The 26,312-nt window shown below is 64.1% G+C and carries 23 protein-coding genes; 4 read left to right on the top strand and 19 right to left on the bottom strand.

Features of this window, described 5'->3' with window-relative positions; translation table 11 throughout:
• From U0L91_RS06395 to U0L91_RS06380, 4 genes are all read right to left on the bottom strand, one after another.
• The coding region (locus U0L91_RS06395; RefSeq protein WP_330045365.1) for an Hsp70 family protein at positions 1-396 on the bottom strand (396 nt) is incomplete at its 3' end.
• 92 nt (positions 397-488) lie between these two features.
• Positions 489-1,121, bottom strand: a complete 633-nt coding sequence (locus tag U0L91_RS06390; RefSeq protein ID WP_330045364.1) for a nucleotide exchange factor GrpE — start codon at positions 1,119-1,121, stop codon at positions 489-491.
• Positions 1,118-2,140, bottom strand: coding sequence for a heat-inducible transcriptional repressor HrcA (gene hrcA, locus U0L91_RS06385; protein ID WP_330045363.1), 1,023 nt, complete (start codon positions 2,138-2,140; stop codon positions 1,118-1,120). Before hrcA ends, U0L91_RS06390 begins: the two co-directional genes overlap by 4 nt.
• A gap of 222 nt (positions 2,141-2,362) precedes the next feature.
• Positions 2,363-2,905 carry a stage V sporulation T C-terminal domain-containing protein gene (locus tag U0L91_RS06380; protein ID WP_330045362.1) on the bottom strand — a complete coding sequence of 181 codons (543 nt, stop codon included), beginning with the start codon at positions 2,903-2,905 and terminating at the stop codon, positions 2,363-2,365.
• Between the two features lie 177 nt (positions 2,906-3,082).
• Between U0L91_RS06380 and U0L91_RS06375 the strand changes: the two genes are divergently transcribed.
• The 3 genes from U0L91_RS06375 to U0L91_RS06365 all read left to right on the top strand — a co-directional run bounded on the left by U0L91_RS06375 (position 3,083) and on the right by U0L91_RS06365 (position 4,899).
• Positions 3,083-4,072 (top strand): SPFH domain-containing protein, encoded by a 990-nt coding sequence (locus U0L91_RS06375; protein WP_330045361.1) that lies wholly within the window; start codon positions 3,083-3,085, stop codon positions 4,070-4,072.
• Entirely contained in the window at positions 4,072-4,275 is a 204-nt protein-coding gene (locus tag U0L91_RS06370; protein ID WP_330045360.1) for a type II toxin-antitoxin system antitoxin, read from the top strand. Before U0L91_RS06375 ends, U0L91_RS06370 begins: the two co-directional genes overlap by 1 nt.
• Positions 4,276-4,422: 147 nt before the next feature.
• Complete coding sequence (locus U0L91_RS06365) at positions 4,423-4,899, top strand: NUDIX hydrolase (RefSeq protein WP_330045359.1); 477 nt, start codon at positions 4,423-4,425, stop codon at positions 4,897-4,899.
• Between the two features lie 48 nt (positions 4,900-4,947).
• Here the strand turns inward: U0L91_RS06365 and U0L91_RS06360 are convergent, their stop codons facing one another.
• The 5 genes from U0L91_RS06360 to U0L91_RS06340 all read right to left on the bottom strand — a co-directional run bounded on the left by U0L91_RS06360 (position 4,948) and on the right by U0L91_RS06340 (position 11,087).
• Positions 4,948-5,979 (bottom strand): WG repeat-containing protein, encoded by a 1,032-nt coding sequence (locus U0L91_RS06360; RefSeq protein ID WP_330045358.1) that lies wholly within the window; start codon positions 5,977-5,979, stop codon positions 4,948-4,950.
• Positions 5,980-6,000: 21 nt separating this feature from the next.
• Positions 6,001-7,011 (bottom strand): NAD(P)H-dependent glycerol-3-phosphate dehydrogenase, encoded by a 1,011-nt coding sequence (locus U0L91_RS06355; RefSeq protein WP_330045357.1) that lies wholly within the window; start codon positions 7,009-7,011, stop codon positions 6,001-6,003.
• 35 nt (positions 7,012-7,046) lie between these two features.
• Positions 7,047-7,703, bottom strand: coding sequence for a metallophosphoesterase family protein (locus U0L91_RS06350; protein ID WP_330045356.1), 657 nt, complete (start codon positions 7,701-7,703; stop codon positions 7,047-7,049).
• Positions 7,700-9,655, bottom strand: a complete 1,956-nt coding sequence (locus U0L91_RS06345; protein WP_330045355.1) for a BMP family ABC transporter substrate-binding protein — start codon at positions 9,653-9,655, stop codon at positions 7,700-7,702. Before U0L91_RS06345 ends, U0L91_RS06350 begins: the two co-directional genes overlap by 4 nt.
• Before the next feature lie 79 nt (positions 9,656-9,734).
• Positions 9,735-11,087 carry an MATE family efflux transporter gene (locus U0L91_RS06340; protein ID WP_330045354.1) on the bottom strand — a complete coding sequence of 451 codons (1,353 nt, stop codon included), beginning with the start codon at positions 11,085-11,087 and terminating at the stop codon, positions 9,735-9,737.
• A gap of 223 nt (positions 11,088-11,310) precedes the next feature.
• Between U0L91_RS06340 and U0L91_RS06335 the strand changes: the two genes are divergently transcribed.
• The gene (locus tag U0L91_RS06335) at positions 11,311-11,787 is read left to right on the top strand and encodes a COG2426 family protein (protein WP_481804519.1); all 477 of its coding nucleotides are present in this window, start codon (positions 11,311-11,313) and stop codon (positions 11,785-11,787) included.
• Positions 11,788-11,856: 69 nt separating this feature from the next.
• On the opposite strand, the gene U0L91_RS06330 is transcribed toward U0L91_RS06335, so the two are convergent.
• The 10 genes from U0L91_RS06330 to U0L91_RS06285 all read right to left on the bottom strand — a co-directional run bounded on the left by U0L91_RS06330 (position 11,857) and on the right by U0L91_RS06285 (position 26,259).
• A complete protein-coding gene (locus tag U0L91_RS06330; protein ID WP_330045352.1) occupies positions 11,857-12,675 on the bottom strand; it encodes an ABC transporter ATP-binding protein in 819 nt (272 codons plus the stop codon).
• On the bottom strand, positions 12,668-13,588 hold the full coding sequence (locus tag U0L91_RS06325) for an ABC transporter permease (RefSeq protein WP_330045351.1): 921 nt from the start codon (positions 13,586-13,588) through the stop codon (positions 12,668-12,670). Before U0L91_RS06325 ends, U0L91_RS06330 begins: the two co-directional genes overlap by 8 nt.
• Positions 13,589-13,620: 32 nt before the next feature.
• The gene (locus U0L91_RS06320; protein WP_330045350.1) at positions 13,621-14,589 is read right to left on the bottom strand and encodes an ABC transporter substrate-binding protein; all 969 of its coding nucleotides are present in this window, start codon (positions 14,587-14,589) and stop codon (positions 13,621-13,623) included.
• A 463-nt stretch (positions 14,590-15,052) separates the two neighbouring features.
• Positions 15,053-16,495, bottom strand: a complete 1,443-nt coding sequence (locus U0L91_RS06315; protein WP_330045349.1) for an LCP family protein — start codon at positions 16,493-16,495, stop codon at positions 15,053-15,055.
• Complete coding sequence (locus tag U0L91_RS06310) at positions 16,492-17,841, bottom strand: hypothetical protein (protein ID WP_330045348.1); 1,350 nt, start codon at positions 17,839-17,841, stop codon at positions 16,492-16,494. The genes U0L91_RS06315 and U0L91_RS06310 overlap by 4 nt, the downstream gene beginning before the upstream one ends.
• A gap of 93 nt (positions 17,842-17,934) precedes the next feature.
• Positions 17,935-19,032: an FtsW/RodA/SpoVE family cell cycle protein gene (locus U0L91_RS06305; RefSeq protein ID WP_330045371.1), complete on the bottom strand. Its 1,098-nt coding sequence runs from the start codon at positions 19,030-19,032 to the stop codon at positions 17,935-17,937.
• Positions 19,033-19,167: 135 nt separating this feature from the next.
• The gene (locus tag U0L91_RS06300) at positions 19,168-22,509 is read right to left on the bottom strand and encodes a SpoIID/LytB domain-containing protein (protein WP_330045347.1); all 3,342 of its coding nucleotides are present in this window, start codon (positions 22,507-22,509) and stop codon (positions 19,168-19,170) included.
• Positions 22,510-22,558: 49 nt separating this feature from the next.
• On the bottom strand, positions 22,559-23,860 hold the full coding sequence (locus tag U0L91_RS06295; protein WP_330045346.1) for a competence/damage-inducible protein A: 1,302 nt from the start codon (positions 23,858-23,860) through the stop codon (positions 22,559-22,561).
• Between the two features lie 21 nt (positions 23,861-23,881).
• Positions 23,882-25,075 (bottom strand): tRNA uracil 4-sulfurtransferase ThiI, encoded by a 1,194-nt coding sequence (thiI, locus tag U0L91_RS06290; protein WP_330045345.1) that lies wholly within the window; start codon positions 25,073-25,075, stop codon positions 23,882-23,884.
• 26 nt (positions 25,076-25,101) lie between these two features.
• The gene (locus U0L91_RS06285) at positions 25,102-26,259 is read right to left on the bottom strand and encodes a cysteine desulfurase family protein (protein WP_330045344.1); all 1,158 of its coding nucleotides are present in this window, start codon (positions 26,257-26,259) and stop codon (positions 25,102-25,104) included.
• Positions 26,260-26,312: the final 53 nt, after the last annotated feature.

Below are 26,312 nucleotides of genomic sequence, written 5' to 3'. Positions count from 1 at the left end.
GTTCTTGGTGGCCTGACGCTGGCTGTCGTTGAAGTAGGCAGGCACCGTGATGACGGCCTCCGTGACCGGCTCACCCAGATAAGCCTCGGCATCCGCCTTCAGCTTGGAGAGGATCATGGCGCTGATCTCTTCGGGGGTGTAGTCCTTGCCGCCGGCATGGACCTTGTTGGCAGTGCCCATCTGACGCTTGATGGAGGAGATGGTGTTCTCGGGGTTGGTGATGGCCTGGCGCTTTGCGACCTGGCCGACCAGACGCTCGCCGGTCTTGGTGAAACCGACGACGGACGGGGTGGTGCGGGAACCTTCGGCGTTGGCGATAACGACGGGTTCGCCGCCTTCCATAACGGCAACACAGCTGTTGGTGGTGCCAAGATCGATACCAATGATTTTGCTCATACTATAAAACTCCCTTCACATTTCTTCTTACAGGAAATATTCGGATGATAATGACTGTTTATCTGAACGGACCGCAAGGGTCCGGTCATGCGTTATTCGGCCACAACCACGGTGGCGTGGCGGATGATGCGGTCCCCGATCATGTAGCCTTTCTGGAAGACCTGCACGACGGTTCCGCTTTCCTGCCCTTCGGCGGGCGGGACCTGCTGGACGGCGTTCATGAAGTTGGGATCAAAGGGCTTGCCCTGCGCGTCGATTTCCTTGATATTCAGGGTATGCAGTGCCTTGCCGGCTTTGTCCAGCGTCATCACGACGCCCTTTTTGTAATTCTCGTCGCTGCACTCCGCATTGGCGGCCATCTCGAGGGTATCCAGAATTCCCAGGATCTGGTTCACCGCGTGGGAAACGCCGTCGTTGAATTTCTGATCGGCTTCCCGGGCGCTGCGCTTGCGGTAGTTGTCATACTCGGCAGCGGTGCGCAGCAGCTGGTCCTTGAGCTGCGCGTTCTTCTTTTCGGCATCGTCCAGCTTGGCCTTGACGGATTCCAGTTCACGGGACTTTTTGCCGAACCAGTCTTTCTTTTCCTTTTCGGCCTTGCCGTCGCTCTTGCCTGCCTCGGCAGGTTCGGGCTGGGAAGGCTGGGATTCCGCTTCGGGCGCTTTCGTTTCGGGAGCCGGCTGCGCTTCGGTTTCGGGCGCGGACGGCTTCTTTGTCTCTTCGCTCATATCTGCTCCTCCTTTTTACCGGACATCGACTGTCCGAGCTTGATGGCAAAATAATTCAGGATGGGAATCAGGCGCTGGTACTCCATCCGGTTGGACCCGATGACGGCCACCGTGCCGTGCAATCCGCCGCCTGCCAGGTATCGCTTGCTGACAATGCAGCAGTTGGGCATCGGCGGGTCCAGATCGTCCCCGAGGGTGGCGGTGATCTTGCCGCCGTCCGGTTCGATCAGATCACAGGCCGCTTCGTTGTCCGAAAAGATTTCCAGCAGCGTGCCCAGGTTGGTGCGCACATCCGGCATCTTGGCCAGATACTGCGCGCCCTCCAGGCTGACCTGGGGGCGGGTGCGGACCAGTGCCTCGGCGGCCAGCACCACCGGCAGCAGACGCTGTCCGGCGGCCATGGCCAGCCCGGCTGTGAGCGAAGGGCTGAGATCCTCCGGCGCCACAAAGGTCAGGCTGCGGTTGAGCAGCTGTGCCAGCTGCTCGGCATCGGTGCGGGTCAGGCCGGTGTTGATGCGCGCCACACGGGTGCGCACGCCGCCGGCGCTGGTGACGGCCAGAACCGCCGCCGAATACCGTCCGACCTGCACCACCTCAAAGTGGGCGATGCAGAGGTCCTCGGCCTGGGGCGTGGTGGCCGCTGCGGCGCAGCCGGTGTAGTCGGCCAGGGCGCGTGCCGTGCTCTGGGCCAGCTTTTCGGGTTCAACGTCCATGCTGGCAAACAGACGGTCAATGGCGGCGCGGTCCTCCTCGCCCAGCGAGGTGGTGCCCGGCGCCTCGATCAGATGATCGAGGTAGTACCGGTACCCCTTGGAACTGGGAACCCGGCCCGCGCTGGTATGGGGCTGCTCGAGCAGGCCGAGCTTGGTGAGCGCGGCCATCTCGTTGCGCAGCGTTGCGCTGGAAAGCGCCATGTCAAAGTAGCTGGCCAACAACCCGGAACCGACCGGCTCGCCGTCGGTCGCATAGAGGGCAACGATCGCTTCGAGAATGCGCTGCTTGCGTGCATCCATCGCCATGCTCCCTCATCTCCTTTGGTTGGCGATTTTTTAGCACTCCATGTTCCCGAGTGCTAAATTTATTATAGCCCAACTCTTTTTCCTGTCAAGTGGTTTTCACAAAAAGTTTCAAAGTTTAACAGATTTGACACAATCCCCCACCGTCAAAAGGAGCCGGAACGGCGCTGGCGGGCCACCGTTCCGGCTCTGGTACGGCACCGCCCACGGACGGTGCCTGTTGGGTTATTCCTCCATCCACTTTCCCAAAAACGACGCTGCAATGTTCACTGCGCGGGTTGTCTCGGCGTCGGGGGCGGTCTCCTGATCGGAGCCGGTCAGCAGCACGCCGCCCTCGATGTCGCCGTGCGCCACGATCGGCGCGGCGCACAGCACGGTGCCGGTGCTCTTTTCAAACGCGGGCAGCCGCCGCGAGATGGCTTCGGGCGCCGTGTAGGGGGTGCGCATCGCAAGCAGTTTGCTGACCTCCTCGCTGATTTCCTGACCCATCAGCTGCTTGCGGTCCTGGCCGGTTGCCGCCACGACGGCATCCCGGTCGCAGACCAGCACCGGACGGTCCAGATGGCGGGACAGCACATCGGCGTATAACCCCGACAGCCGCCCCAGTTCGGCCAGCGGCGAATACTTCTTGAACACCACCTGGCCGTCGGCGGCGGTGAAAATCTCCAGCGCGTCCCCCTGCCGGATGCGCTGGGTGCGGCGGATTTCTTTGGGAATCACGACACGGCCGAGTTCATCAATTCTTCTGACGATGCCTGTTGCTTTCATACGTTGGTGAAACCTCCCTGTATTTGTTGCAAATCTCCCGGCGGCAAAGCCGGGTATGTGAACATGAGGCGGCCCCATTCCTTATATAAGAAGGGCCGTTCCGATACGCGCAGCCCGGTTGACATGGAAGATTCTTTGTGATATCATTTTGATATCAACTCATGAGGAGGGTTTTCCATGTCTGAAAAGGTTCTTGCAAACCGGAAAAACGGAATGCCGGTTCTTCTGGCTCTGATTGTGCTGTATGTGCTGGCTGTGGTAGGGCTGCTGATCCTGGATGATCTGGATCTGCTGGACTGGCTGAAAAACCTGCTGGTGCTCTGGCTGCTGGCGGGCTGGCTGCTGGGGGCCGGGCTGAAGGTGCTCAAGCCCCAGGAAGCGCTGGTTCTGACGCTGTTCGGCAACTACATCGGCACCCTCAAGGGGCCGGGCTTTTACTTTGTCAATCCGTTCTGCGTCGGGGTGAATCCGGCGGCCAAGACCCGTCTGGGCCAGAGCGGCGATGTGAGCGAAAACGGCAAGACGGCGGCCAAGAATGATCCCGAGCGCACCAGCAAAAAGCTCTCGCTGAAGATCATGACGCTGAACAACAGCCGCCAGAAGATCAACGACTGTCTGGGCAACCCAGTCGAGATCGGCATTGCCGTGACCTGGCGCATTGTGGACACCGCGAAGGCCGTCTTCAATGTGGACAATTATAAGGAATACCTCTCGCTGCAGTGCGACAGCGCGCTGCGCAACATTGTGCGGATCTACCCCTACGACGTGGCCCCCAATGTGGACACGACGGGCGACGGCATTGCCGACGAGGGCAGTCTGCGCGGGTCCAGCGAGGTGGTGGCCGCCCGCATCCGGGATGAGATCCAGAGCAAGGTCAGCGAGGCCGGGCTGGAGATTCTGGAAGCCCGGATCACCTATCTGGCCTACGCGCCGGAGATTGCCGCCGTCATGCTGCAGCGGCAGCAGGCATCGGCCATCATCGACGCCCGCAAGATGATTGTGGACGGCGCGGTCGGCATGGTGGAGATGGCGCTGGATCGTCTGGGGGAGAACCATGTGGTAGAGCTGGATGAGGAGCGGAAGGCTGCGATGGTCTCCAATCTTCTGGTGGTCCTGTGCGGCAACCGGGACGCCCAGCCGGTCGTCAATTCGGGAAGCATCTACTGATGGCACCGGACGCCAAGAAACAGGTACCGCTGCGTCTGTCCCCCAGTCTGTACGCAGCGATTGCGGCCTGGGCGGAGGAGGATTTTCGCTCGGTGAACGGGCAGATTGAATATCTGCTGACCGAATGTGTCCGGCAGCACCGGAAAAACGGCAGGCCCGTTCCGGAAAAGCTGGATGTGCCGCCCGATCTGAAGTTTGACTGAATCACCGCCCGGAAGTGCGCGCCGCCTTCCGGGCTTCTTTGGTCGCCCTTCTGGAAATAGTTTGCAGCACATGAGTCAAATTATACCTTTGTCCCTTGTCCTTTTGCGGGACGGCTGGTACAATAGGACGGGAAAGGGGCGGTCTGAATGGCAGAGCTGCTGCAAACAACGCTGTGTTATCTGGAGCGGGACGGCTGTTATCTGATGCTGCACCGCATCAAAAAGAAGAAGGATGTCAACCACGACAAATGGATCGGCGTGGGCGGCAAGTTTGAACCCGGGGAGGATGCCCCGGCCTGTGCGCTGCGGGAGGTGCGGGAGGAAACCGGCCTGACGATGCTCGCACCGCTGTACCGCGGCATTGTGGATTTTTACTGTGATCCCTGGCCCGCCGAGCGGATGCACCTGTACACCTGCACCGAGTTCACCGGCACGCTGACAGACTGCCGGGAAGGGGTGCTGGAATGGGTGCCCAAGGAACAGGTGACCTCGCTGCCGATCTGGGAGGGCGACAGGCTGTTTCTTGATCTGTTGGCCCGCAATGCACCGTTTTTCCATCTGGAACTGACCTATGACGGCGATACGCTGGTCCGGGCCGTTCTGGACGGCCGGCCGCTGCTATGACAAAGACCTCCGCGCAGGATTGCGCGGAGGTCTTTTGTGTATTCAGGTTCAGGCGGTTTCAAGTTCCAGCACGCCCCACAGGCCGTTCTGGCAGGCCCACAGCCGGCCGCCCTGCACCGGGCGGAGTTCATCCAGCACGCCGAAGGGGATGCGTTCGGTGCCGTCCAGATTGTACAGCGCATACTGGCCGTCACGGCAGAGCACAACGGTGTCCTCGGTGGCCGGGTAGGCGCTTTTCATGAAGGAGGCATCATACTCGCAGGGGAACACCAGGCTGCCCTGCTCGTCGGCATAGCCCCAGCGTCCGTTCTGACAGACCGGGATGACGCCGCAGCTGTACGCGCCGGCCTTCTCGTACTGGTCATCGCTGACCGGCCGGGTGCCGTCGGTGAGCACCACCTTGCATTCGAGGGGAAGATTCTCCTCATAGGTGTCCAGCCAGTACGCGGCGCAGGGAGCGTGGCTGCCGGATGTGGTCCAGGGATCAATGCCGGTGTCACAGCCGCCGGCACAATGGAACGTGCCCTCGTCCTCGACCCAGACCAGCGGCGCATAGCCGCAGGTGCCGATGATCCAATGGCAGGCCTGCATCGTGGACGGCGCGAGCTGCCCGTTCTCGTCGAGGGTGTAGAATTCGTCCCAGTCCCTGACGATGGCGTACTGGGCATCCCAGTCGCAGTACAGATCGGTGAACCGGGGCTCGGCGATGACGGTGCCGTTGACATCGGTCAGGCCCTTGAGCGTCTCCCCTTCCGCATCGGTGACGGTAAAGCTGGAGTTGCCGTCCGCCGTCACGATGCCGCGGTTGGAATTGAAATCGTACCGGTCCTTCCTGCCGTGGTACATCATCGGCTGCACATCGTCATAGGCAAAGGACGGTTCCACCGCCCAGTGAACGCCGGCGGGCAGCGGCTGGGGGGTGGGGGTAGGTGCCGTTGTGGGGGTGGGTGCGGCCGTGGGCACGGCGGTGGGCTGCACCGGCACGGGCGTGGCGGCGGCAGACGGGGTGGAAGGCGCCGCACATCCTGCCAGAAGCAGCATGGCAGCGGCACCGGCAAACCATCGGACCAAGCGGAACATCGCAGGCACCTCTTTTCTGCCTTATTCGGGCTTGAGCTGGCGTCCCATCAGGGAGGTCAGGGCATCGCTGGCCGCCAGACGTCCCGAAAGGATGTCCGACACGGCGGTGACGATGGGCATTTCCACCTTATATTTCTTGGCAAGGCGGCAGGCGGCGGGCAGGGCGTTGATGCCCTCGACCACCTGGCCGACTTCCTTTTTGGCCTGTTCGGGGTCCATGCCGCGGCCGATCAGCATGCCGGCATGGAGGTTGCGGCTGTGCATACTGGTGCAGGTCACGATGAGGTCCCCCATGCCGGACAGGCCGGCGAAGGTTTCGGGCTGGCAGCCCATCGCAATGCCCAGGCGGGACAGCTCGGCGTTGCCGCGGGTGATCAGGGCCGCCTTGGCGTTGTCGCCGTAGTCCAGGCCCATCGCAATGCCGACGGCCAGGGCGATGACGTTCTTGATCGCACCGCCCAGCTCGACGCCGCGGCGGTCGGGGTTGGTGTAGACACGGAAGGTGGGGGTCGTGAAGATCTGCTGGACCCTGCGGGCGACCGCCTTGTCATCGCTGCCGGCGACAATCAGGGTGGGCAGGTCGCGGGCCACCTCCTCGGCGTGGGTGGGGCCGGAGAGGGCCACCACCTTGCAGCCGTCATGGCCGGGCACGGCGGACAGCTCGTCCTCAATGATTTCGGACATCGTCATGAGGGTCTTTTCCTCGACACCCTTGGCCACCTCCACAATGAGCTGACCGTCCGGTACATACCGTGCCGCCTTTTTGGCGGTGGAGCGCACAAAGACCGAGGGAACCGCAAAGAGCAGCACATCCCGGCCGGTGCAGATTTCCTCAATGTCGGCGGTATAGTGCATCTCGGCGGGCAGTCTCATGCCCGGCAGATTGGGGTGCTGGTGGGTCACGCTCATGTTCTTGAGCTCCTGGGGCAGCGCGCTCCACATCGTCACATCACAGCCGTTGACGGCCAGCAGGCGGGCCAGCGCGGTACCCCAGGTACCGGCGCCCAGTACACCGATTTTGGTTTTGGTCATAATCTGTCTCCTGTTATCCTTGTTGGGCGGGTTGATCACCCGCGGTTCCGGCTGTGCCAGCGCTCCAGCAGCGACTGCCGCCGGGGCAGCTCGGGTTTGTCGGGCAGGTCCAGCGTGAATTTTTCGTAGGCGTTGATGATGCGGGTGGAGCCGTACTGCTGCTCCCGCGGCAGGTTGGCGCCGTAGTTCAGATGGATATGGCCGTGCAGCATCAGCGCCGGATGGTAGGTATCCAGCAGTTCGGAAAAGACCGTGAAGCCGCGGTGGGGCAGGTCACTGAAATCCCCGTACCCGTGCAGCGGCGCGTGGGTGACCAGAATGTCCACCCCGTTGACCTTCTCGATCTTGGTGCGCAGACGGCGGACGCGGCGCTTCATCTCGGCCTCGGTGAACTGCCAGGCACCGGAACGATACCGGCAGCTGCCGCCCAGCCCCGCAATGCGGTAGCCGCGGTAGCAGAATACATTGTCATCCAGACAGATGGCCCCGCGCGGAGGGTTGCTGTCATAGCTTTCGTCATGGTTGCCGTGAACGTAGAGAACCGGAACCGGCGCCACATCGCTGAGGAAATTCAGGTATGACAGGCTCAGGTCCCCGCAGGCGATCACCAGATCAATGCCGTGCAGTTTTCCCGGTTCGTAGTAGTCCCAGAGATATTTGGATTCCTCGTCGGCAACGGCAAGGATCTTCATAGCTCGGCCTCCTTCTCCGCCGGGAGTCGGTCACGGTGGATTCCCTGCATCCGGTACATCGGTTTTGCAATCTCCTTGAGTTCGTCGAACTCGGGGATATGCCCCTCGACGGCGTCGCAGAGCCAGTCCATATGCAGGATCTGCTCCGGCGAGAAGCCGGTGCGGCCCTCGTTCATCAGGGTGCCGTCCTGGGCCACGATATGGCAGGCAAACGGGTCAATGCTGCCCGAAATGATGCCCGAACGCAGAATATCGGCCAGATGGCGCACATCGTGGGGCAGTTCGCGGCTGAACAGCACATCCATGACGCCGCTGTTCATGCCCCACCAGTAGTTGACGGCCCGGCCGTCCACGCCGGACTTGTCGCGGGTCCAGCCGCCGTTGAGGACGGTGCGGATGACGTTCTCGTAGAACTGGCCCCAGTGCCAGAAAGGACTGGCCAGGTCGGCCAGCATGCCGCCCGGCCGGATCTGGAAGGTCCCGAATTCCCGGGCCGGGCGTCCCGGCGCGGGGGCATCGCGGCCCGAAACCACCGTGATGCCCTGCTCGGCAAAACTGCGGACCGGATCGTCGTCCAGGCTGGTCCACCGCAGATCCACCTTGATGCGCGGATTGACCATCCGCGCGCCCAGCGCAAAGGCGTTGATGTTGGCGGGCACACCGAAGGTGGGGGTATCGGCGACATAGCCGATGCGGTCCCCCTGGGCAAAGGCGCCCGCAATGGCACCCGTGATGAACTTGGCTTCATAGACGCGGGTGTAGTAGGTGCGGATGGAGGCATAGGGCATATCCACCGAGCAGTTGAGGATGCGCACCTCGGGATGGCGCAGGGCCGCCCGGAGCGACGCTCCCACCAGCTTGGGCGAGGTCGTAAAGACGATGTCGGCCCCGTCCGTGATGGCCTTTTCCACCAGCTCGTCGGCGTTGCGGCCGGCCTCGGCGCCATGGTAGGCCACCGTTTCCACCTGGCCCGCAAAGACCATATCCAGCTGGGTCCGGCCGAACTCATGCAGGCTCGTCCAGGTGCTGGTCTCGGGGGTGCGCTCATTGACGAACGCCACCTTGAGGTGCTCCGGCGCATTGCGCTTGCCAGTGAGGATGCGGTCCAGCAGGCCGCTCTTCTCGGCCGGGGCGGGCGGCTGGGTGCTGAGCTTGACCGGTTCGGGCCGCTCGATGGCCAGCACGTCGTCCCACACCGCGTCGATGGCCTTGGCCAGCTCGGCGGGAGAATAGTTTTTCAGTTCATCGCGCTTGTACACGCGCAGCAACAGCAGCAGCACATCGGCGGGCGTCGTGTGCATCCGGTCGCCGCCGTGGGCATAGTAGGCTTTCTTGACCCAGTTCAGCAGGCTCAGCACATCGGCCCGGACATCGTCATCCCACTTTTCGCCGGGGGCCATGCCGAGGGCCTTCTGCAGCCGGGCAAAACTGCCTTCCTGCGTGAATTTCAGGCTGTACAGCCGGCAGAGCGGATAGAATTCCATGAACTCGTAGTAGAGCCGGATCTGCGGGGTGTCGGTGTACTGGGGCACCATCCGGGTCACGTTGGCCGAGATGGAATCCGCCCCGAAATATTTCAGGACGCTGACCCGCTTGTTGCCCTCCTGGACATAAAAACGGCCCAGATATTCAAAGCAGCGGATCGGGTCGTGGATGCCTTCCTCCAGATGCGCCAGGCACAGGCTGACCCATTTGTTGGCAAACTCGGATTTTTCCGGCAGCAGCGGCATAAAGTTGGAGGCAAATGCCGCCGTGCGGCCTGCCGTCTTGGTGCCGGCCACCAGCTCCAGCGGGATCTCGACGGTGCCGAGGGGCAGCTGCGCCTCGACGTTGAGCTTGTCCGTCATATCGTCCAGTGCCGGCAGGTAGGGGTACTGGCCTGCCATCACCTTTTCGCGGTAATCCCGCTGGCCCAGTTTCTGGGCCCGGGAATACTCTGTCAATGCGTCCATTCGATTCATCGTAAGACCCTTTCCTCTCCGTTCATTGGTTCAGGCTCATTATAGCATATCCCGCCGCGGTTTGCACCTGTTAGTTTTGCCGCGGATGAAGCGGTTCGGGAATTCTGGCATGGATCACGCTCCAGGCAAACAGCAGCGTGGTCAGGCCCCAGGTCAGCGGGTAGGCCGTGAAGATCACAAAGATCTGCGGGATCAGGCGGAGCATCAGGGTGATGTAGACGATGCGCAGGCCGCACCAGACCGCCAGCATGACCACCATCGGCACCACGGGACGGCCGAGACCGCGCAGGATGCCGGCGCTGCAATGGCTGAAGGCCAGCAGGCAGTAGAACAGCGCCTCGGTGCGGGACTGCCGCACACCGAAGGCGATGACCTCGGGTTCCCGGCTGAACGCCCCGATCAGCACCGGCGCGAGCAGGAAGATGATGGCGCCGACACACTCGGCCAGGGCCGAGGAGCAGAGCAGGCCGAACCGCATTCCCTGCCGGACACGGTCGGGACGCCCGGCGCCCACATTCTGGCTGACAAAGGTGGCCAGCGCCATTGCGAAGCAGGTGACGGGCAGGAAGGCAAAGCCCTCGATGCGGCTGTATGCGCCGCAGCCCGCCATGGCGGAGGCGCCGAAGGTGTTGATGTTGGCCTGGACGATGACGTTGGCCAGCGAGACCACCGAGGACTGGACGCCGGAGGGAACGCCCTGGGCGATGACGGCGCGCAGCATCGGCAGGTCAAACCGCACCTGGCGCCAGCGCACGCCCCAGGCTTCGGGGGCGCGGCCGAGACGGCGGAAACAGAGCGCCGCCGAGACCGCCTGCGACATGATGGTGGCCAGCGCAGCGCCGCCGACACCGGTATGGACCACCCCGATGAGGAAGAGGTCCAGCACCACGTTGATCAGCGAGGCCAGGACGAGGTATTTCATGGGGCTGCGGCTGTCCCCCACCGACTGCAGGATGCTGGCGCCCATATTGTAGAGCACGACGGCCAGCGAGCCGAGGAAGTACACGCGGAAATACACCACCGAGTTGGGAAGCACATCCTGGGGGGTGCCCATCCAGCGCAGGATCTGCGGTGTGAGGACGACGCCGACCACGGTGAGCACCGCGCCGATGGCCAGACCCAGCGCCACCGTGGTGTGGACCACACGGTGCAGCACATCGTCATCCTTGGCGCCGTAGGCCCGGGCAATGAGGACGCCGGCACCCATCGAGATGCCGTTGACAAAGCCGGTCAGCAGGAAGATCAGGCTGCTGGAGGAGCTGACCGCCGCCAGCGCCGCACCGCCGAGGATGTTGCCCACGATGAGGGAGTCCACGGCGTTGTAGAGCTGCTGGAACAGGTTGCTCAGAAAGATGGGCAGCGCAAAGAGGATCATGCCGCGCGGCACGCTGCCCTGGGTGAGAGAGAAATCCATTGCTTTCATGTCGGAAAAACGCCCCATTTTACAATTTATTTTTCTGTTCCATGATAGACGTTTGCGGGCAAAGTGTCAACCGGCCCGGCGCGTGTGCACAGCGTACAAAATTGGAACCAAAGCCGGCAGCGCTTTTGGCGCGGCGCTGTCTTGCGTCAGAACGATGTTTTGTGTATAATGAAAGTCGTATGCGAGAAAGATACGAACAAACACACTGTGAGGTTTCACCATGCTGACAAAATATCTGACCGTCTTTCTGATCTCGATGGTTCCGCTGCTCGAGCTGCGCGGCGCCATTCCCTACGGTGTCGCCTTCGGCCTGCCGCTGTGGAGCACCTATGTCGTGGCGATCATCGGCAACATGCTGCCCGTCCCCTTCATCTTCCTGTTTGCCCGCAAGATTCTGGAATGGGGCGCCGACAAACCGGTGATCGGCAAGTTCTTCACCTGGTGTCTTGAGAAGGGTCATCACGGCGGCGAGAAGCTCAAGGCCACGGCCGGCCGCGGTCTGTTCTGGGCACTGCTGCTCTTTGTCGGCATTCCGCTGCCGGGCACCGGCGCCTGGACCGGCACCCTGGCGGCCAGCCTGCTGGACATGGATTTCAAGCAGAGCGTGCTGGCCTGCATGGGCGGCGTGCTGCTGGCCGGCTGCATCATGGGCACGCTGAGCGTGCTGGGGGTTTCGGCCTTCGGCGCCATCGTGAGCTGATCCCAAAACATCAAAACGCGCCCCGACGGGCAGGCATTGCTGCCTTCGTCGGGGCGCGTTTTTTTGCAGTTAACCGGCCGCGCCGTCCTGCCGGCTGAGCAGGATGCGGTCGTTGTCCAGATGATGTCCGGCGTTGTGGGCAAAGCGGTCGAGCAGGTCGTCCACCGTCATGCCGCTGCGCTCGGGGCCGGCAATGTCCAGCACAATATGGCCGTTGTCCATCATCAGGGTGCGGTTGCCCAGTTCGAGCGCCGCGTGCATATTGTGGGTGATCATCAGGCAGGTGATGTGGTTTTCCTCCACAATGCGGCGGGTCAGGGCCAGCACCTTGTCGGCCGTGGCCGGGTCCAGTGCGGCGGTGTGTTCATCCAGAAGCAGCAGCTTGGGGGTGACGAGGGTCGCCATCAGCAGGGTCAGGGCCTGGCGCTGTCCGCCCGAGAGCAGCCCGACCGGCTGTTTCATCCGGTTTTCAAGCCCCAGACCCAGCTGGGCCAGCCGCTCGGTGAAGAGTTCGCGGTCCGCCCGGGTGATGCGGGACAGCGGCGAGGTGTGGGTGGAGGCGCGCAGGAAGGCCAGAGCGAGGTTTTCCTCGATGGTCATGCTGGGGGCCGTGCCCTTGAGCGGGTCCTGGAACAGCCGGCCGATCGCCTTGGAACGGCGGAAATCCGGCCAGAAGGTGATGTCGGTGCCGTCCAGCACAATGCTGCCGGTGTCGGGGATGAAGCTGCCGGCAATCGCATTGAAGAGGGTGGATTTGCCGGCGCCGTTGGACCCCACAATGGTGGCAAAGTCCCCGGCTTCCAGTTTGAGGTTGATGTCGGTGAGGGCCTTTTTTTCGTTGACGGTCCCCGGGTTGAAGGTCATACTGACCTGTCGGAGTTCAAGCATGGGTCTTCCCCCTTTCCCGGATGGCGGCCGCATGGCGGCGGCGCAGAGAAGCGCTCTTCCGGAGGGCGGGGGCCGCGATGGCCAGCGCCACGATGATGGCGGAGATCAGTTTAAGGCATTCGCTGGGCACGTTGGCGCGCAGGGCCAGCGCAATGATGAAGCGATAGATGACGCTGCCGGCCACAGCCGCCACCGCCTTGGTCCACATGCCGCCCCGGCCGAAGAGGGTTTCGCCGATGATCAGCGAAGCCAGGCCGATGACGACCATGCCGGTGCCGAGGTTGATGTCGGCGGATTTCTGGTACTGGGCCAGCACGGCGCCGGACAGCGAAGTCATGGCGTTGGCGATGCAGAGCCCCACGGTGATGGTGAAGGCGGTGTTGATGGAGGACGCCCGGACCATGTCGGGGTTATCGCCGGTGGCCCGGATGGACAGACCCAGCCGGGTGGTCAGGAAGAGGATGAGCGCCGTGCAGACCAGCGCCGTGATGACAACGGCAATGAGCAGTTTGTAGGGCAGGTTTTCGCCGAGCAGCGACCGCGCCGCCGTGAAGATGGTGTCGGTCTTGAGCATCGGGACGTTGGAGGAGAACCCCATCACGGCCAGGTTGACGGTGTACAGGCCGGTGTTGGTGATGATGCCCGCCAGAATGGAGGGCACCCCCATGCGCGTCTGCAGGAACGCCGTAATGAATCCCGCACAGGCGCCGGCCGCCATGGCCAGCACCAGGCCGAGGAACGGATGGCCCGCCACAGCGGCGGTGGCCGATACCGCACAGCCCAGCGTAAAGGCGCCGTCGGTGGTCATATCAGCAATATTCAGGACGCGGAAGCTCAGGAACAGGGCCATCGCCACCAGGGCGTAGATGAATCCCAGTTCCAGGGCGCTCTGCACGATCGCGAGGGAAAACATAAGCAAGGCTCCTTACTAAAAAATCGACGGCCTCATTCCTGAGCGGTGGTCACCTGGACGACCTGGCCGGCCATGCCCTCAAAGACCGAGGGATCAATGCCCAGCGCCGCGGCGGTCTCGGTGTTGACGGTGATGATGCCGCCGTCCATCACATGATACTCCGGCACGGTTCCGGTTTCAAGGACATCCAGCACCATGTCGGCGGTGTAGGTGCCCAGATCGGTGTAGTTGACACCGCTGGTGACGAAGGCGCCCGCCGTGACAAAGCTGTCCGCGCCGGTGTAGTACGGGATGCCCGCCTGGGTCAGCGTCTCGGAGACCGCAGCCGCGGCCGCCATGACGACGTTGTCGGTGGGGGTAAAGACCGCATCGACCTGGCCGACCAGGTTGGAGGCGGCGGTGAGGATCTCATCGTTGGTGTTGCCGGTGGCTTCCAGGTAGGCAATGCCCTTCTGGTCAAGGTATTCCTTCGCCTCGGCGATGGGCTTTTCGGAGTTGGGCTCCGAGTTGGAGTAGAGCAGGCCAACCGTCTTGACGTCGGGGTTCACGGCCAGCATCATATCCAGAATGAAGGAGGTGTTCAGCGCGTCGGAGGTGCCGGTCACATAGTCCAGCCCGGTCAGGTCGGCGGCCTCGGGGTCACTGATGGCCGCATAGACCACCGGGGTCTTGGTGTCCGCGCAGGCGTTGGCCATGCACTGGGCCGCCAGGGAGGCAATGGGGACCACGGCGTCGTAGCCGTCCGCCACGACCTGGGTGCCGATCTGGTTGAGGGTGGTGGGGTCATTCTGACCGTTGAAGTCCTTGTATTCGATGGTGATGTTCTCGGACGCGGCGCGGGCATCCAGCTCGGCCTCAATGGCGGTGCGGATCTCGTCCAGGCTGGCATGGTCCATCTGCTGGACAATGGCGATCTTGTAGCCGGAATCGGCGGTGCTGCCGCAGGCGGCAAGAGAGAACATCATGGCGGAGGCGGACAGGACGGCAAACAGCTTTTTCATGGGAGAAGCTCCTTTCGATTGTACAATTTGTAGATTTTTTGGATTGTTTACAAATTGCAGTTACGCCATCGCTCTTTCAATCGGATCATCATCGGTTTCCTCTCTTCCCTGTGCAAAGCTATGAAAAAAAGCCCCTGCACAGAAGTATCTTCTGTGCAAGGGCAGATATCAAATCTGTGGTGCCACCTTGCTTGCCGCGCAGTCGGCGCGGCCACTCTGCGGAGAACTACCATTCCCCTGCCCGGTAACGGAGGCTTCCGTCAGCGGATACTCAAGCCAGCGGCTCTTTCCCCGTGCCCTCAGCGAACCATTTGTCTGCGCCGCTCTCCGCCCCGTTCCCAGCATCGGGGGCTCTCTGTGGGTGCGCCTGCAGTTTTATCTTCGCTTCATCGGTTTCGTCCATTAAAGCACAGTCGCCGGGATTTGTCAACCCTTTCGGCCAAAAAATCCGCCGGCGGCGGGCTCAGGAGTCGGATTCCCAGTCCGAACCGGCGCTGTCCTGCCAGTCGGAATCCGAGCCGGTGTCCGCGGCCTCCTCCTGGGCGGGCGCCTCTTCGGCTCCGGAATCCGAATCCGCGGGGGCTTCCTCCTCGCTCCAGGCGTCGCTGTCCGCCGTCTCCTCACCGTCGGAGGTTTCCTCGGCGCTCTCGGGGGTCTGGAACCAGTCGCGGGTCGCATCGCGGCCGTAGAGGAACTGGTGGAGCAGACGGATATTCTCGGCCCAGTCGGGGTCGTACATCGAGCGGTCATCCATGCCGATGCGCACGCCATAGGTTCCCTGCGCCGGCAGCGACATCTGCTGGGCCGTGACGCCGAGGAAGCCGGGCAGCTGGAGCATCAGGGCCGCGATCTCGGTCTTGGTGAAGTTGGTCTGGACAAGCGGCAGCGCGGCATCCAGCAGATCGTTGAGTTCGGTGATGGAGGCCGACTTGATCTGGTTGAGCACCGCCTGGATGACGGTGCGCTGGCGCTGGATGCGGTGCCAGTCGTCGTCGATGGCGCGCAGACGCGCATACTGCAGCGCCGTGTAGCCGTCAAAGTGGTTGAGGCCCGGCTGCACCTTGTTGACGATCAGCATCGAGTTGGAGGGGACTTCCCAGTTCAGCGCCTTGGCCTCCTCCTCGGTCAGGCGGATATCGACGCCGCCCACCGCGTCCACGATCTGGACAAAGGAGTTGAAGTTGAACCGGACATAGTGGTCCACCTGGACATTGAAGCAGTCCTCCACGGTGTCCATCGTCAGCTTGGCGCCGCCGTAGCGGAAGGTGTGGGTGATCCAGTCATACTGGCCCTCGTAGCCGTCCAGCAGGATGGGCACGCCGGTGGCGCGCTCGATGGAGACCAGCTTGATGGTGTCCTCCCGGATGTTGAGGGAGCACAGAATCAGGCTGTCGGCACGGGCATCATCGCTGAATTCCGTCGTGGCACGGGTGCCGTCCAGCTGGTTCAGATGGGTGAAGGCATCCCAATCGTTGACGGCGTCGGTGCGCTCGTCGGTGCTGATGAGCAGGATGTTCAGCACATCGTCATCCTGGAAGGGGCTTCCTTCCGGCATATACATCTCATCGTTGTTGGTTTCGAGGCCGGTGGTGTCCAGGTCCTGGTCCTCCCCGGCGTCGATGGTTCCCACCTCGTCCACCGTGCCGTCGCTGTAATGGATTAAGTCCAGCTTGGAATTGATGTACAGGAACGCGGCGGCCAGCAGCACCACCAGCGCGGCCGCAAAGACCGCCAGCAGTTTCTGCCACAGCGGGCGCGGTTTGCGGGGCGGTTTTGCGTCCTGCGGGGTGTCCCCGGCCGGTGCGGAGGGTTCGGAAGCGGCGGGGGCGGTGTTCTCGTCGGGGCGGGCGGGTTCGGTGGAGGGTTCACTGTCGGCGGCTTGCGCCATATTTTTTTCGTCGTTCATAGATGATCTTCCCGTGATGTTTTGCGCAGCGCAGCCAGACGGCGCAGGCCGGTCCGGAGACTGCAGGAGTAATAGACGAACGCCATGCCGGCAAACAGCGTCACAGCCAGGCTGCGCCAGGTAAACCATCCGTGCTGGATGGAATGGGTGCGCAGCACCGCCAGCCAGACCGGCGCCATCAGCGCGGTCAGGCCGAGCGGCAGTGCCCGGAGCAGGGCATCGCGGCGGCGGATGCAGAGGCCAAACAGCGCCGCAGCCAGCACAACGGCAGCCACACAGGGCCAGAGCAGGCCATGTCCGGCAAGGGTTTCATAGACAAAGCGGAAAATATTGCCCCAGGTCAGCTCCATTCCGTGCCAGGTATCGGCGGTGGTGCGCACCCCCGCCTGATGCAGAGCGTCCCCGATGACATCGCGGCCGGTGATCAGCGTGGCCAGCACCCATTTGCCGGCCCAGCACATCCCGTAGCCGACGCCCCAGCACAGACTGCCCGAAATGACCGGCAGGCACTGTCTGGGTCCCGAGCAGAGGCGCTGGGGCAGACAGCAGAGCCAGACCGCCATGGGCAGGCCGAGCGTCAGGATGGGGGTCACCAGCAGGTCGCAGAAGGCCGTGCAGGTGCCGAGAATGACCATCAGCACCGCCAGTTCCTGCGGACGGCGGGGCCGGACCAGCACGGCCAGACAGCCGGCATAGGCAATCAGGAAGGTGGTGAAGAACTGCACCTGCCGGGGCACGAGGACCACGGCCACCGCCAGCTGACTGACGGCGAACCAGACGGCGGGCCAGCGGCCGCAGACGCGGCGCATCCGGGCCAGCACAATGGCCAGCAGGGCAAAGAGGACCAGATACTGCACGGTCCGCACGCCGGTGATGGGCATGAGGCAGAGCAGCGGGCGCAGCCAGATCAGATAGCCGTGCCAGTACCGCGCGTAGGAGAAGGGTTCAAGGTCCTCGCCGGGGGACTGCTGGTCCAGACGGGCGTCACAGTAGGCGATCAGGTCATCGGCCAGCGTCTCAAAGTTATCGACATTGTAGGCGGTGGCCTGCATGGCCCCATGCAGAGGATCGCTCTCCCCCATCGCAGCCGCCTCAAAGAGCATGACGGTATCGGTATAATTGTCCATCTGCAGAAGCTTGCAGCCGAGGTATTCGGGATACAGGCCCTCGGCGGCGATGGTCCGGGCGGACTGCCGGACCTGACGCAGGACCGCCCCGTCGGGCAGCGCGCAGGCCGCGAGCAGCAGAACAAGGAGCACCGCCAGGGTGCCCCCGAACGCCGCCAGCATCCGAACGGCCTGTCTGACGGGAGAGATCTGTTGAATTGGGGAGGGTGAGTTCTGCATAGCCGGGCCTCTGCAAAAAAACGCAAAAGATTCCATGATCTTTGGGTATTATAGCGTAAACCCGGCACGAATTCAATACAGAAATGTTTCCCTTCATCCGGGGTCCGCCTGGCGGGAAACCGAGAGGACAATGCCCATCTCCCCGAGCAGCATCATCAGGCTGGTGCCGCCCGAGGAAAAAAACGGCAGACTGATGCCGGTATTCGGGATGGTGTTGGTGACCACGGCGATGTTGAGAACGGCCTGCAGAATGACCTGCACGACAAATCCCACCGTGAGAAGCGCACCGAATTTGTCCCTTGCGCGGACGGCGATCTGCATGCCGCGCAGGAACAGCAGCAAAAATAGCAGGATGACCAGCGCCGCCCCCACAAACCCCAGTTCCTCGCAGAGAATGGAGAAGATGAAGTCGTTCTGCGGTTCGGGGACATAGAGGTATTTCTGGCGGCTGTTGCCGAGGCCGAGTCCGGCCGCCCCGCCCGAGGCGATGGCGTAGAGGCTCTGGATGGTCTGGTGGCCCTCGCCGAGCGGGTCGGCGAAGGGGTCCCGCCAGGAGGCCAGACGGTCCATGGCGTAGGGCACCAGCTCGGGCAGCAGCAGGACGGCGGCGGCCACGGCACCGATGCCCGCCGCACCGGCCAGGCCGAACCAGCGCAGGCCGGTGCCGCCCACGAACATGAGCACCGCCCCGATGCCCAGGATCAGCACGGTGCCGGACAGATGGGGTTCGAGCAGCATCAGGACCGCGACGGGGCCGAGGATGAGCATGAAGGGCAGCACCCCTGTCGAGAAGGTTTTCATCCGGTCATGGTTGAGGGAAATCAGGTGAGAAAAGACCAGGATCACCGAGAATTTGGCGATCTCGCTGGGCTGGAGGGTGCCCAGCCCGGGCAGGACGATCCAGCGCTTGCAGCCGTTGTATTCCGGCATGAAGAGCACGATGGTCAGCAGCACCAGCGAGATGCCGAGCATCGGCCAGGCCAGCCGGTGCCAGACATGGTAATCCACCAGGCTGGCGGCGTACATGGCCACGACGCCCAGCGCCGCAAAGAGCAGCTGCGGGCGGATATAGGTGTAGGCGTCGCCGCGGCGGTAGAGCGCAACGGCATACCCGGCCGAGAACAGCATGATCAGCCCGAAGCAGAGCAGCAGAAGCAGCAGCACGAGAAACGGCAGATCCAGCCCCGGCATTCCCGCCAGGCGGCGGCGCAGTTCCGCCGCGGGGCCGGGACGGGACATCGGTTCGGATTTGGGCATAAAAAGACCTCCTTTCCCTGTTGCTATTCTACGCAGGGAAAGGAGGTACTAGTCATCATTGCTGCCGAATCAGTAGGTGGTCAGCGTGGTGCCGGGGTAGTAATGCGTCAGGATGGAAGCATAGTCCCAGCCGTTGAGCGCGTAGCCGACGGCGCCCCACTGGCTCATGCCGCAGCCGTGGCCGTATCCATACACATCAAAGATGAAGCAGTCCAGGCCGGCGTCGTATGTAACGGTAAAGCACTGGCTGCGCAGGCTGCGCCCGTCAACGCTCTGGCCCGCCAGCAGCACTTCCCGGAACCAGCGTCCCGAGCAGGTATCGTTGCCGCTGGCGTTGGGGCCGATCTGCATCTGGCTGACCCAGCCGTACTCGTTGGCGGACAGGATGGTGAACCAGCTGTTGGGGTCCACGCCGGACAGATCCACCCCCATCTGTTCCAGAATACGGTCCTGCAGCGTCTGGCGGCTGAACCGGGCACAGCCGGTGCTGCTGCCGTTGGTGTTCCAGTGGGTAGCGGTCTGCTGGTCATAGGGGCTGTCCACCGCCTGCAGGTAGGGGCGGTCCACGCCCCAGACATCCTTCGAGGAGGCCGTGCCGGTGGAGGCCGAGGCAAAGTACGGGGTGAAGCAGACCTCGCCGTTATAGGTCACGAGCACATGGGCGACCTCCTGGGCGGCGGCGAGGGCCTCGGGGCCGGGGTCGGTGCCCGCCACCGAGGGGAATCCGCCCTGGCTGAGAATCCAGCAATGCGCGGCGACGCACTGCGCCTTGTAGGCCTCGGCGGGGGCGCCGTCCCCCAGCTCGTTCTGGGCAATCATGGCCAGGCACTGCACAAGGTCCAGCGTCTGCTGGGTCCCGTTCATCGTCACATCGATGGTTTCCGCCGCTGCGGCGTACTGTTCCGGCTCGGCGGTATAGGTCTGTTCGGGGACCTGGGTCGGGTCGGGCGCCGGGGTGGGCTGCTCGGCCTTGACGGCCTCGACCGTGACGGCCTGGGTCGGAACACCGCCCTCGGCGCCCTGGTTCAGGTCATCCTCGGCGGCATCGTCATCCCCGGCCAGATCGGTCAGGCCGGCCAGCAGCTGGTCGGCCGACGCCAGCAGCTCCTGGGTACGCCGGGTCAGTTCCTCGACCTGGCGGTCCAGTTCCTCGTCACTATCCGATGCGGTGTCGGTGTCGGGGGTCTGGCTGTCCGCCGAGACATCGGTCCCGCCCCCGCGCCGCATCAGCACGGCGGCCAGGGCCTTGGCAGTGACCGGGCGTTCCCGGCCGTCCTCCTGGTACTGCTGCTGGGTCATCAGCGGGTCCTGGGCCTCGGTGATGCTGCTCGTCGCCAGCGTGGTATCCTCCCCGTCGGCGAGAATCCGGCCGGTCAGGCAGAGCAGTCCGTCATCGGTCTGGGTGCAGAGGGTCAGGAAACTGCTGGTGTCCCCGGGTTCGGTGCCGGTGTCAAAGAGGCTGCGTGCCGTGATGCCCAGCGTGAAGTTCAGATAATCGTAGTAGCGCGAGAGATCGCCCCAGTTGGTGGGGTCGAACTCATCGGTATCGGCATAGTAGAGCGCAACGGCCTTGCAGCGGTAGATGCCACCGTCGGTGTACAGTGTGAAGCCGCTGTTGCGCTTGAAGGTTTCGAGATCGGTCAGGGTGGTCAGTTCCTTGACCCCCGAGATGACCGTGTTGGACGGCGTGGCGGCGTTCATCCGGGCATTGCCGTAGAAGGCGGCGGTATGGTCCTTTTCGGCCAGGTAGCCGCGGGGATAGACCAGCGTGCCGGTCATGCCGGGCCAGGCCAGGTATCCCTGCACGCCCAGCTTGTCGGCGGCGCTGTCGAGGTATCCCGTCGCGCTCTCATCGAAGGGCGCGGTGCCGTAGTTCTTGAAGGAGGGTTTGCTGCCGGGGTCGCGGCGCACGATGCCCACAATCAGGCAGACCGCCGCGATCAGCACCAGGATGCCCGCCGCCGCGGCAATGCGGTTGCGGCGGGTGCGCTTTTCGGCCTTCTCGATCATGGCCAGGCTGCGGTTCTTGACGGTGCCCGAGCGGGGCAGCGGCCGGGTGGTCCGGGGCTCCGCCGCAGGCTGGGCGGGCTGTTCCCGGGCCGGAGCCGCGGCGGGCTTGCCGCGGCCGGCAGGCTTGCTGCGCCCCGTCGAGACAGTCCGGGTCGGCGCGGCGGGCGCGGGATTGGTGTCATAGTCGGCAAACAGCTTGCTGGCGGCGCGCTGGAACTCGTCGGCGGGGATCGGCGGGGCCTTCTCATCGGCTTGCCGGGCCGCTTCCATGGCGGCGGGGTCCAGTCCGGCCGAGAAATCCGGAATTTCCTGATCCAGCAGCGAGGGCGCGGCCGGGGCGCTGCGCTGTTCCGGTTCGGGGCTGCGCTGGGCGGTGCGGCGGGCGCGGGCTGCGGCGGCGGCCTCGGGGCCGACGGTATAGAGATCGGTCGGATCGGGCAGCGTGTCGGACTCCGCTGCGGCGGGTTGTTCCCGACGGCGGGGCGGCGGGGTCGTCACGGCAGGGGCAGCCGGCTGCGCGGGCCGGGTCGTGGGCGTTTCAAAGGTGATGGTGCCGACCGGGGCAGCCGGCTGGGCCGGTTTGGCGGCGTCGGCGGGGCGGGAAGCCTGTTTGGGGCGGTGCCGCACCGAGAAACGCATCGGGCTGCGGGGCTGACCCTCCTGGCTGACGAGCAGCAGGGCGTGTTCCCGCCCGGGCCGGAAGGTGATCGTCGAGGCACTGAGCCGCAGACCGAGCACCCGGCGCCGCACAAGGTCCAGAATGTTGTTGGTGATGGCAGCGTCGGACAGTTCGGGGCTCAGAGCACAGGCCGCGGCCCCCTGCTTGGTGCAGATCAGCACAAAGGGCGCCTGGCCCACCGTGGCGGGCATATACACGGCCGCACAGTCCGCGCCGGACACCTCCATTGCGAGCTGGGCACGGCCGGCAGCGGCCTGCATGATGTCGCCGGGGAATTTTTTGAGGATGCCCGGGGGCGTGATGATCCGCTTGGCGGCTTCGGGGTTGGCGTAGGTCTGGTTGCCGAAGTCAAACACCGCTTCGCTGTGTTCCAGCCCCTGCAGCGCACTGCCCAGCAGCCGGCCCGTTGCGGCGTCGGCCGCCACGAGCAGCTTGCGCTTTTTGAGCAGGGCATTCAGCGTGGCCTGGGCCAGCGTGGTATCCCCCATGCCGTACAGCGCATCGCCGAAGCGGGTGCGCAGTTTCTGGGTCCATTTTTCACAGTATTCGTCCGCCATGGCCTGGGTGGGAGCCGATGCCTGCACACAGACAAGGTACTCCCCGTCCCGTTCCTTCTGGCGCACACTGGGGCAGCCTTCGTCCCGCGCGGCACGGACAATCGCCGCGACTTCCGCCGAAGGCATTCCGAAAACGCGCAATATTCGCATTTGGATCTGCAGCATGGAGGACACCTCTTTATATTCGGGATCCGGCACGCGGGCCGGTCAGAGTTCAGACATCCAGCGTTTCTGGGGGCGTGCGGCGGTCCGGCACGGCCAGGGCTTCCTCGGTCGGGAGGTCCAGAGCCATCCGGCGCAGCAGGTCCAGCGCATAGAGGGCGGCGCGGGTGCGGATGATGCTGCGCTCGCGGTAGCCGCCGAGTTTGAGACGCATCAGGTAAGCACGGCCGCTGCGGGCATCGGCACCGGCCAGATAGACGGTGCCCACCGGTTTGCCGGGCAGGGCGCCGCCGGGTCCGGCCAGGCCGGTGATGCCGATGGCGAGGTCCGCCCCCGAGGCATCCAGCGCCCCGTAGGCCATGGCGACGGCCACCGGGCCGGAAACGACGTTATACCGTTCGATGAGGGCCGGGTCCACCCCCAGCAGGCGGGATTTGGCGCTTTCGGCATAGGTCACAAAGCCAAAGCCGAACACCTCGCTCGCGCCGGGCACCGAGGTGATTTTTTCGGCCACCAGTCCGCCGGTACAGCTCTCGGCGGTGGCGGCGTGGAGGCCGCGCTCCTTCAGGACGCGGACCACCGTGTATTCCAGTCCCGGCACATCCACATCGTAGGCGTTGGGGCCCAGAATCCGGCGGAATTCCGCAATGCGGGCATCGCAGGCCGCCTCGGCCTCGGCCGCGCCGGCGGCCCGGGCCGTGACCCGGATTTCGCTCTCGCCGGTCTTGCAGTAGATGGCGGCGGTGGGGTTTTCACTCTCAAAGAGCGGGGCCACCTTGCTGGCAATGCTGCTTTCGCCGCCCAGCACCCGCAGCGTCCGCGAGCGGATCGTGCAGTTCTGCCGCGCTTCCAGCGCCGGGCGGACATCCTCCGCCCACATGGCTTTCATCTCCCGCGGGACGCCGGGCAGCAGCACCGCCACACAGCCCGGCATCTCGAACCAGGCGCCCGGCGCGGTGCCGTGGGCGTTGGGCAGTTTGTGGCCCCTGGTGGGGACCATGGCCTGCTTGCGGTTGTTCGGGGTGGGACGGCGCCCCGTCCGTGCAAAGAAGGCCAGGATCTTCTGCCATTCTTCCTCGTCGAAGTGCAGCGTATCGCCAAAGACCCCGGCGACGGTCTCCTTGGTCAGGTCGTCCTCGGTGGGGCCCAGCCCGCCCGAAAAGACCAGCAGCTCACTGCGTGCCGCCCCCTGCCGGACCAGCTCGGCCAGACGGCCGGGGTTGTCCCCGATGACATGCTGGTGCAGCACGCTGATGCCCAGCTCGGCCAGCTCACGGCTGAGAAACTGGGCGTTGGTATTCACAATATCGCCGAGCAGCAGCTCGGTTCCCACACAGATGATTTCAGCGGTCATGCGGCGCTCCTTCCCCGCAGCTCAGAATTCCGGATCGTCCCCGATGCGGATGGGGATTTTCTCGACCTGCTCGGCGGCGCGGGCTTCCAGCTCGGCCAGCTCGGGCATTCCCGCCTCGGCGGCCTCGATCTCGGCCAGCGTCGGCTTGGTCTTGGGATGGGCCGGGGTGAAGATGGTGCAGCAGTCCTCGTAAGGTTCGATGGAGGTATCGAAGGTCCCGATGCGGCGGGAGATCGCGATGATCTCGGTCTTGTCCATGCCGATCAGCGGACGCAGGACCGGCAGATCCTGCGCGGCGTCGGTGCAGGCCAGGGCCGCCATGGTCTGGCTGGCCACCTGGGCCAGGCTCTCGCCGGTGATCAGTGCTTCCATCTCGCTGCCGCGGGCCACCTTCTCGGCAATGCGCAGCATACTGCGGCGCATCAGCACCGTGAACAGCACGTCGGGGGCATGGTCGCGGATATATTCCTGCGGTTTGGTGTAGGGCACGACAAACAGCTGGCAGTTGCCGGTGTACTCGGCCAGTTCCCGGGCCAGCGCGCGCACCTTGAGTTTGGCGCGCAGGCTGGTATAGGGCGGGCTGGCAAAATGGATATGATGCAGCGCCAGGCCGCGGCGCGCCATGCAGTAGGCCGCTACCGGGCTGTCGATGCCGCCGGACAGCAGGTTGAGCGCCCGGCCGCTGGTGCCGACCGGCAGACCGCCGGCCGCCTCGACCTTGGGGCCGTGGATATAGGCGCCGCGGTCCCGGATCTCGACCATGATCTCCAGCTGGGGATTGTGGACATCCACCCGCAGATGCGGATGCTTGCCGAGCAGGTAGGCGCCCAGTTCCCGGCAGATTTCGGGGCTCTTCATCGGGTAGGTCTTGTCGGCGCGCTTGGCCTCCACCTTGAAGGTGCGCAGACCGCGCAGCGTGGGGCCGAGATACGCCTCGGCGGCGGCGCAGATCGCGTCAAAGTCCTTGTCGCAGCAGGCGGCACGGCTCATCTTGACGATGCCGAAGATCTTGGAGATGCGGCGGAACGCCTCCTCCATGTCGAGGTCCTCCTGCTGCGGCTCGATAAAGACGGTGGACTGGGCCTGCCAGACCTTGAACGGTCCGAGGTCCTCCAGACGATAGCGGATGCTCTTGGCAAGGCGCGCTTCAAATTTATTGCGGTTGAGGCCTTTCAGGGTCATTTCGCCCTGGTAGGCGAGGATCATTTCTTTCATACAGGAAACCTTTCCGTTGCGGCAGCTTACAGATGCTGCAGTTCTTGCAGGGCGTCACGCAGCCCTTGCAGCAGGGCATCCACGTCCTCCTCGTTGTTGTCGTCGCAGAAGCTCACCCGCAGTGCGGTGCGCACCGCCAGGTCGGAGGCGCCCATCGCTTGCAGCGTGTGGCTGGGTTCGCCCTTGTCGCAGGCCGAACCGCCCGAGATATAGATTTTCCGGGTGCTGAGATATTCAATCATCGTCTGGCTGTTGATGCAGTTGGTCGAGAAGTTCAGCACCTCGGGTACGGCTCCGGCCGGGGTATTGAGCGTCAGGCCGGGCAGCTGGGCCAGGCCGGCGCGCAGCCGGTCATTGAGCGCCCGCACCCGGGCCGAGCGGGCGGCCAGCGTTTTGGCGCCGCGCTCGGCGGCAAGGCCCAGACCGACCGCATAGGGCACGTTTTCGGTGCCGGGACGGATGCCGCGTTCCTGGTGGCCGCCCAGATAGGGCGGCTTGAGGGTCTGGCGGGCACTGTCCCGCAGGAACAGCGCACCCACCCCCTTGGGGGCATGGACCTTGTGGCCCGACACCGAGAGGGTGTCCACCCCGGTCCACTGTCTGAGCCGGATGGGGATGCGCAGCCAGGCCTGGACGGCGTCCACATGGACGGCGCAGCGGCTGTTCCTGGCCTTGACGGCGCGGGCCAGCGCCGCCACATCCTGGCAGGCGCCGGTCTCGTTGTTGACGGCCATGCAGCAGACCAGCACGGTGGATTTGTCCACGGCGGCCTCCATCCGTTCCAGATCGAGGTGCCCGTCGGATTCGGGGCGGATCTCGATCACCTCAAAACCGCGTTCCCGCAGTGCCCGCACCGGAAGCTGGACACTGGGATGCTCAAAGCCCGACACGACAATCCGGTTGCCCCACTTTTGACGGGGCAGCGCGGCGCCGAGGATGGCCAGGTTGTTGCTCTCACTGCCGCAGGAAGTGAAGTACAGTTCCTTGGCGGTGCAGCCCAGGCTGGCGGCCACACGGCTGCGGGCCTGGCTGAGGGCCTCCTGTGCCTCGACGGCGGGCTCGTACAGACTGCTGGGGTTGGCCCAGCAGTGCAGCAGCGCGTCATGGATGGCATCAGCTACCGCCGGGTCCACCATCGTGGTGGCGGCATTGTCCAGATAATGCAGGGTGGGATCGGATCGCATACAGGCAGCCTCTTTTCCGTTCGGTTCCAGAAGAACAAAGTCATACAGAATAA

It is taken from the genome of Gemmiger sp. (genome assembly GCF_036306485.1).
GTDB lineage: Bacteria > Bacillota > Clostridia > Oscillospirales > Ruminococcaceae > Gemmiger.
This window is presented reverse-complemented; position numbering and strand designations above follow the sequence as displayed.

Bases quoted from the DNA above. Each gene is read 5' to 3' on its own strand.
- U0L91_RS06390 (WP_330045364.1), bottom strand. From the start codon at position 1,121: ATGAGCGAAGAGACAAAGAAGCCGTCCGCGCCCGAAACCGAAGCGCAG.
- hrcA (WP_330045363.1), bottom strand. From the start codon at position 2,140: ATGGCGATGGATGCACGCAAGCAGCGCATTCTCGAAGCGATCGTTGCC.
- U0L91_RS06380 (WP_330045362.1), bottom strand. From the start codon at position 2,905: ATGAAAGCAACAGGCATCGTCAGAAGAATTGATGAACTCGGCCGTGTC.
- U0L91_RS06375 (WP_330045361.1), top strand. From the start codon at position 3,083: ATGTCTGAAAAGGTTCTTGCAAACCGGAAAAACGGAATGCCGGTTCTT.
- U0L91_RS06370 (WP_330045360.1), top strand. From the start codon at position 4,072: ATGGCACCGGACGCCAAGAAACAGGTACCGCTGCGTCTGTCCCCCAGT.
- U0L91_RS06365 (WP_330045359.1), top strand. From the start codon at position 4,423: ATGGCAGAGCTGCTGCAAACAACGCTGTGTTATCTGGAGCGGGACGGC.
- U0L91_RS06360 (WP_330045358.1), bottom strand. From the start codon at position 5,979: ATGTTCCGCTTGGTCCGATGGTTTGCCGGTGCCGCTGCCATGCTGCTT.
- U0L91_RS06355 (WP_330045357.1), bottom strand. From the start codon at position 7,011: ATGACCAAAACCAAAATCGGTGTACTGGGCGCCGGTACCTGGGGTACC.
- U0L91_RS06350 (WP_330045356.1), bottom strand. From the start codon at position 7,703: ATGAAGATCCTTGCCGTTGCCGACGAGGAATCCAAATATCTCTGGGAC.
- U0L91_RS06345 (WP_330045355.1), bottom strand. From the start codon at position 9,655: ATGGACGCATTGACAGAGTATTCCCGGGCCCAGAAACTGGGCCAGCGG.
- U0L91_RS06340 (WP_330045354.1), bottom strand. From the start codon at position 11,087: ATGAAAGCAATGGATTTCTCTCTCACCCAGGGCAGCGTGCCGCGCGGC.
- U0L91_RS06330 (WP_330045352.1), bottom strand. From the start codon at position 12,675: ATGCTTGAACTCCGACAGGTCAGTATGACCTTCAACCCGGGGACCGTC.
- U0L91_RS06325 (WP_330045351.1), bottom strand. From the start codon at position 13,588: ATGTTTTCCCTCGCGATCGTGCAGAGCGCCCTGGAACTGGGATTCATC.
- U0L91_RS06320 (WP_330045350.1), bottom strand. From the start codon at position 14,589: ATGAAAAAGCTGTTTGCCGTCCTGTCCGCCTCCGCCATGATGTTCTCT.
- U0L91_RS06315 (WP_330045349.1), bottom strand. From the start codon at position 16,495: ATGAACGACGAAAAAAATATGGCGCAAGCCGCCGACAGTGAACCCTCC.
- U0L91_RS06310 (WP_330045348.1), bottom strand. From the start codon at position 17,841: ATGCAGAACTCACCCTCCCCAATTCAACAGATCTCTCCCGTCAGACAG.
- U0L91_RS06305 (WP_330045371.1), bottom strand. From the start codon at position 19,032: ATGCCGGGGCTGGATCTGCCGTTTCTCGTGCTGCTGCTTCTGCTGCTC.
- U0L91_RS06300 (WP_330045347.1), bottom strand. From the start codon at position 22,509: ATGCTGCAGATCCAAATGCGAATATTGCGCGTTTTCGGAATGCCTTCG.
- U0L91_RS06295 (WP_330045346.1), bottom strand. From the start codon at position 23,860: ATGACCGCTGAAATCATCTGTGTGGGAACCGAGCTGCTGCTCGGCGAT.
- thiI (WP_330045345.1), bottom strand. From the start codon at position 25,075: ATGAAAGAAATGATCCTCGCCTACCAGGGCGAAATGACCCTGAAAGGC.
- U0L91_RS06285 (WP_330045344.1), bottom strand. From the start codon at position 26,259: ATGCGATCCGATCCCACCCTGCATTATCTGGACAATGCCGCCACCACG.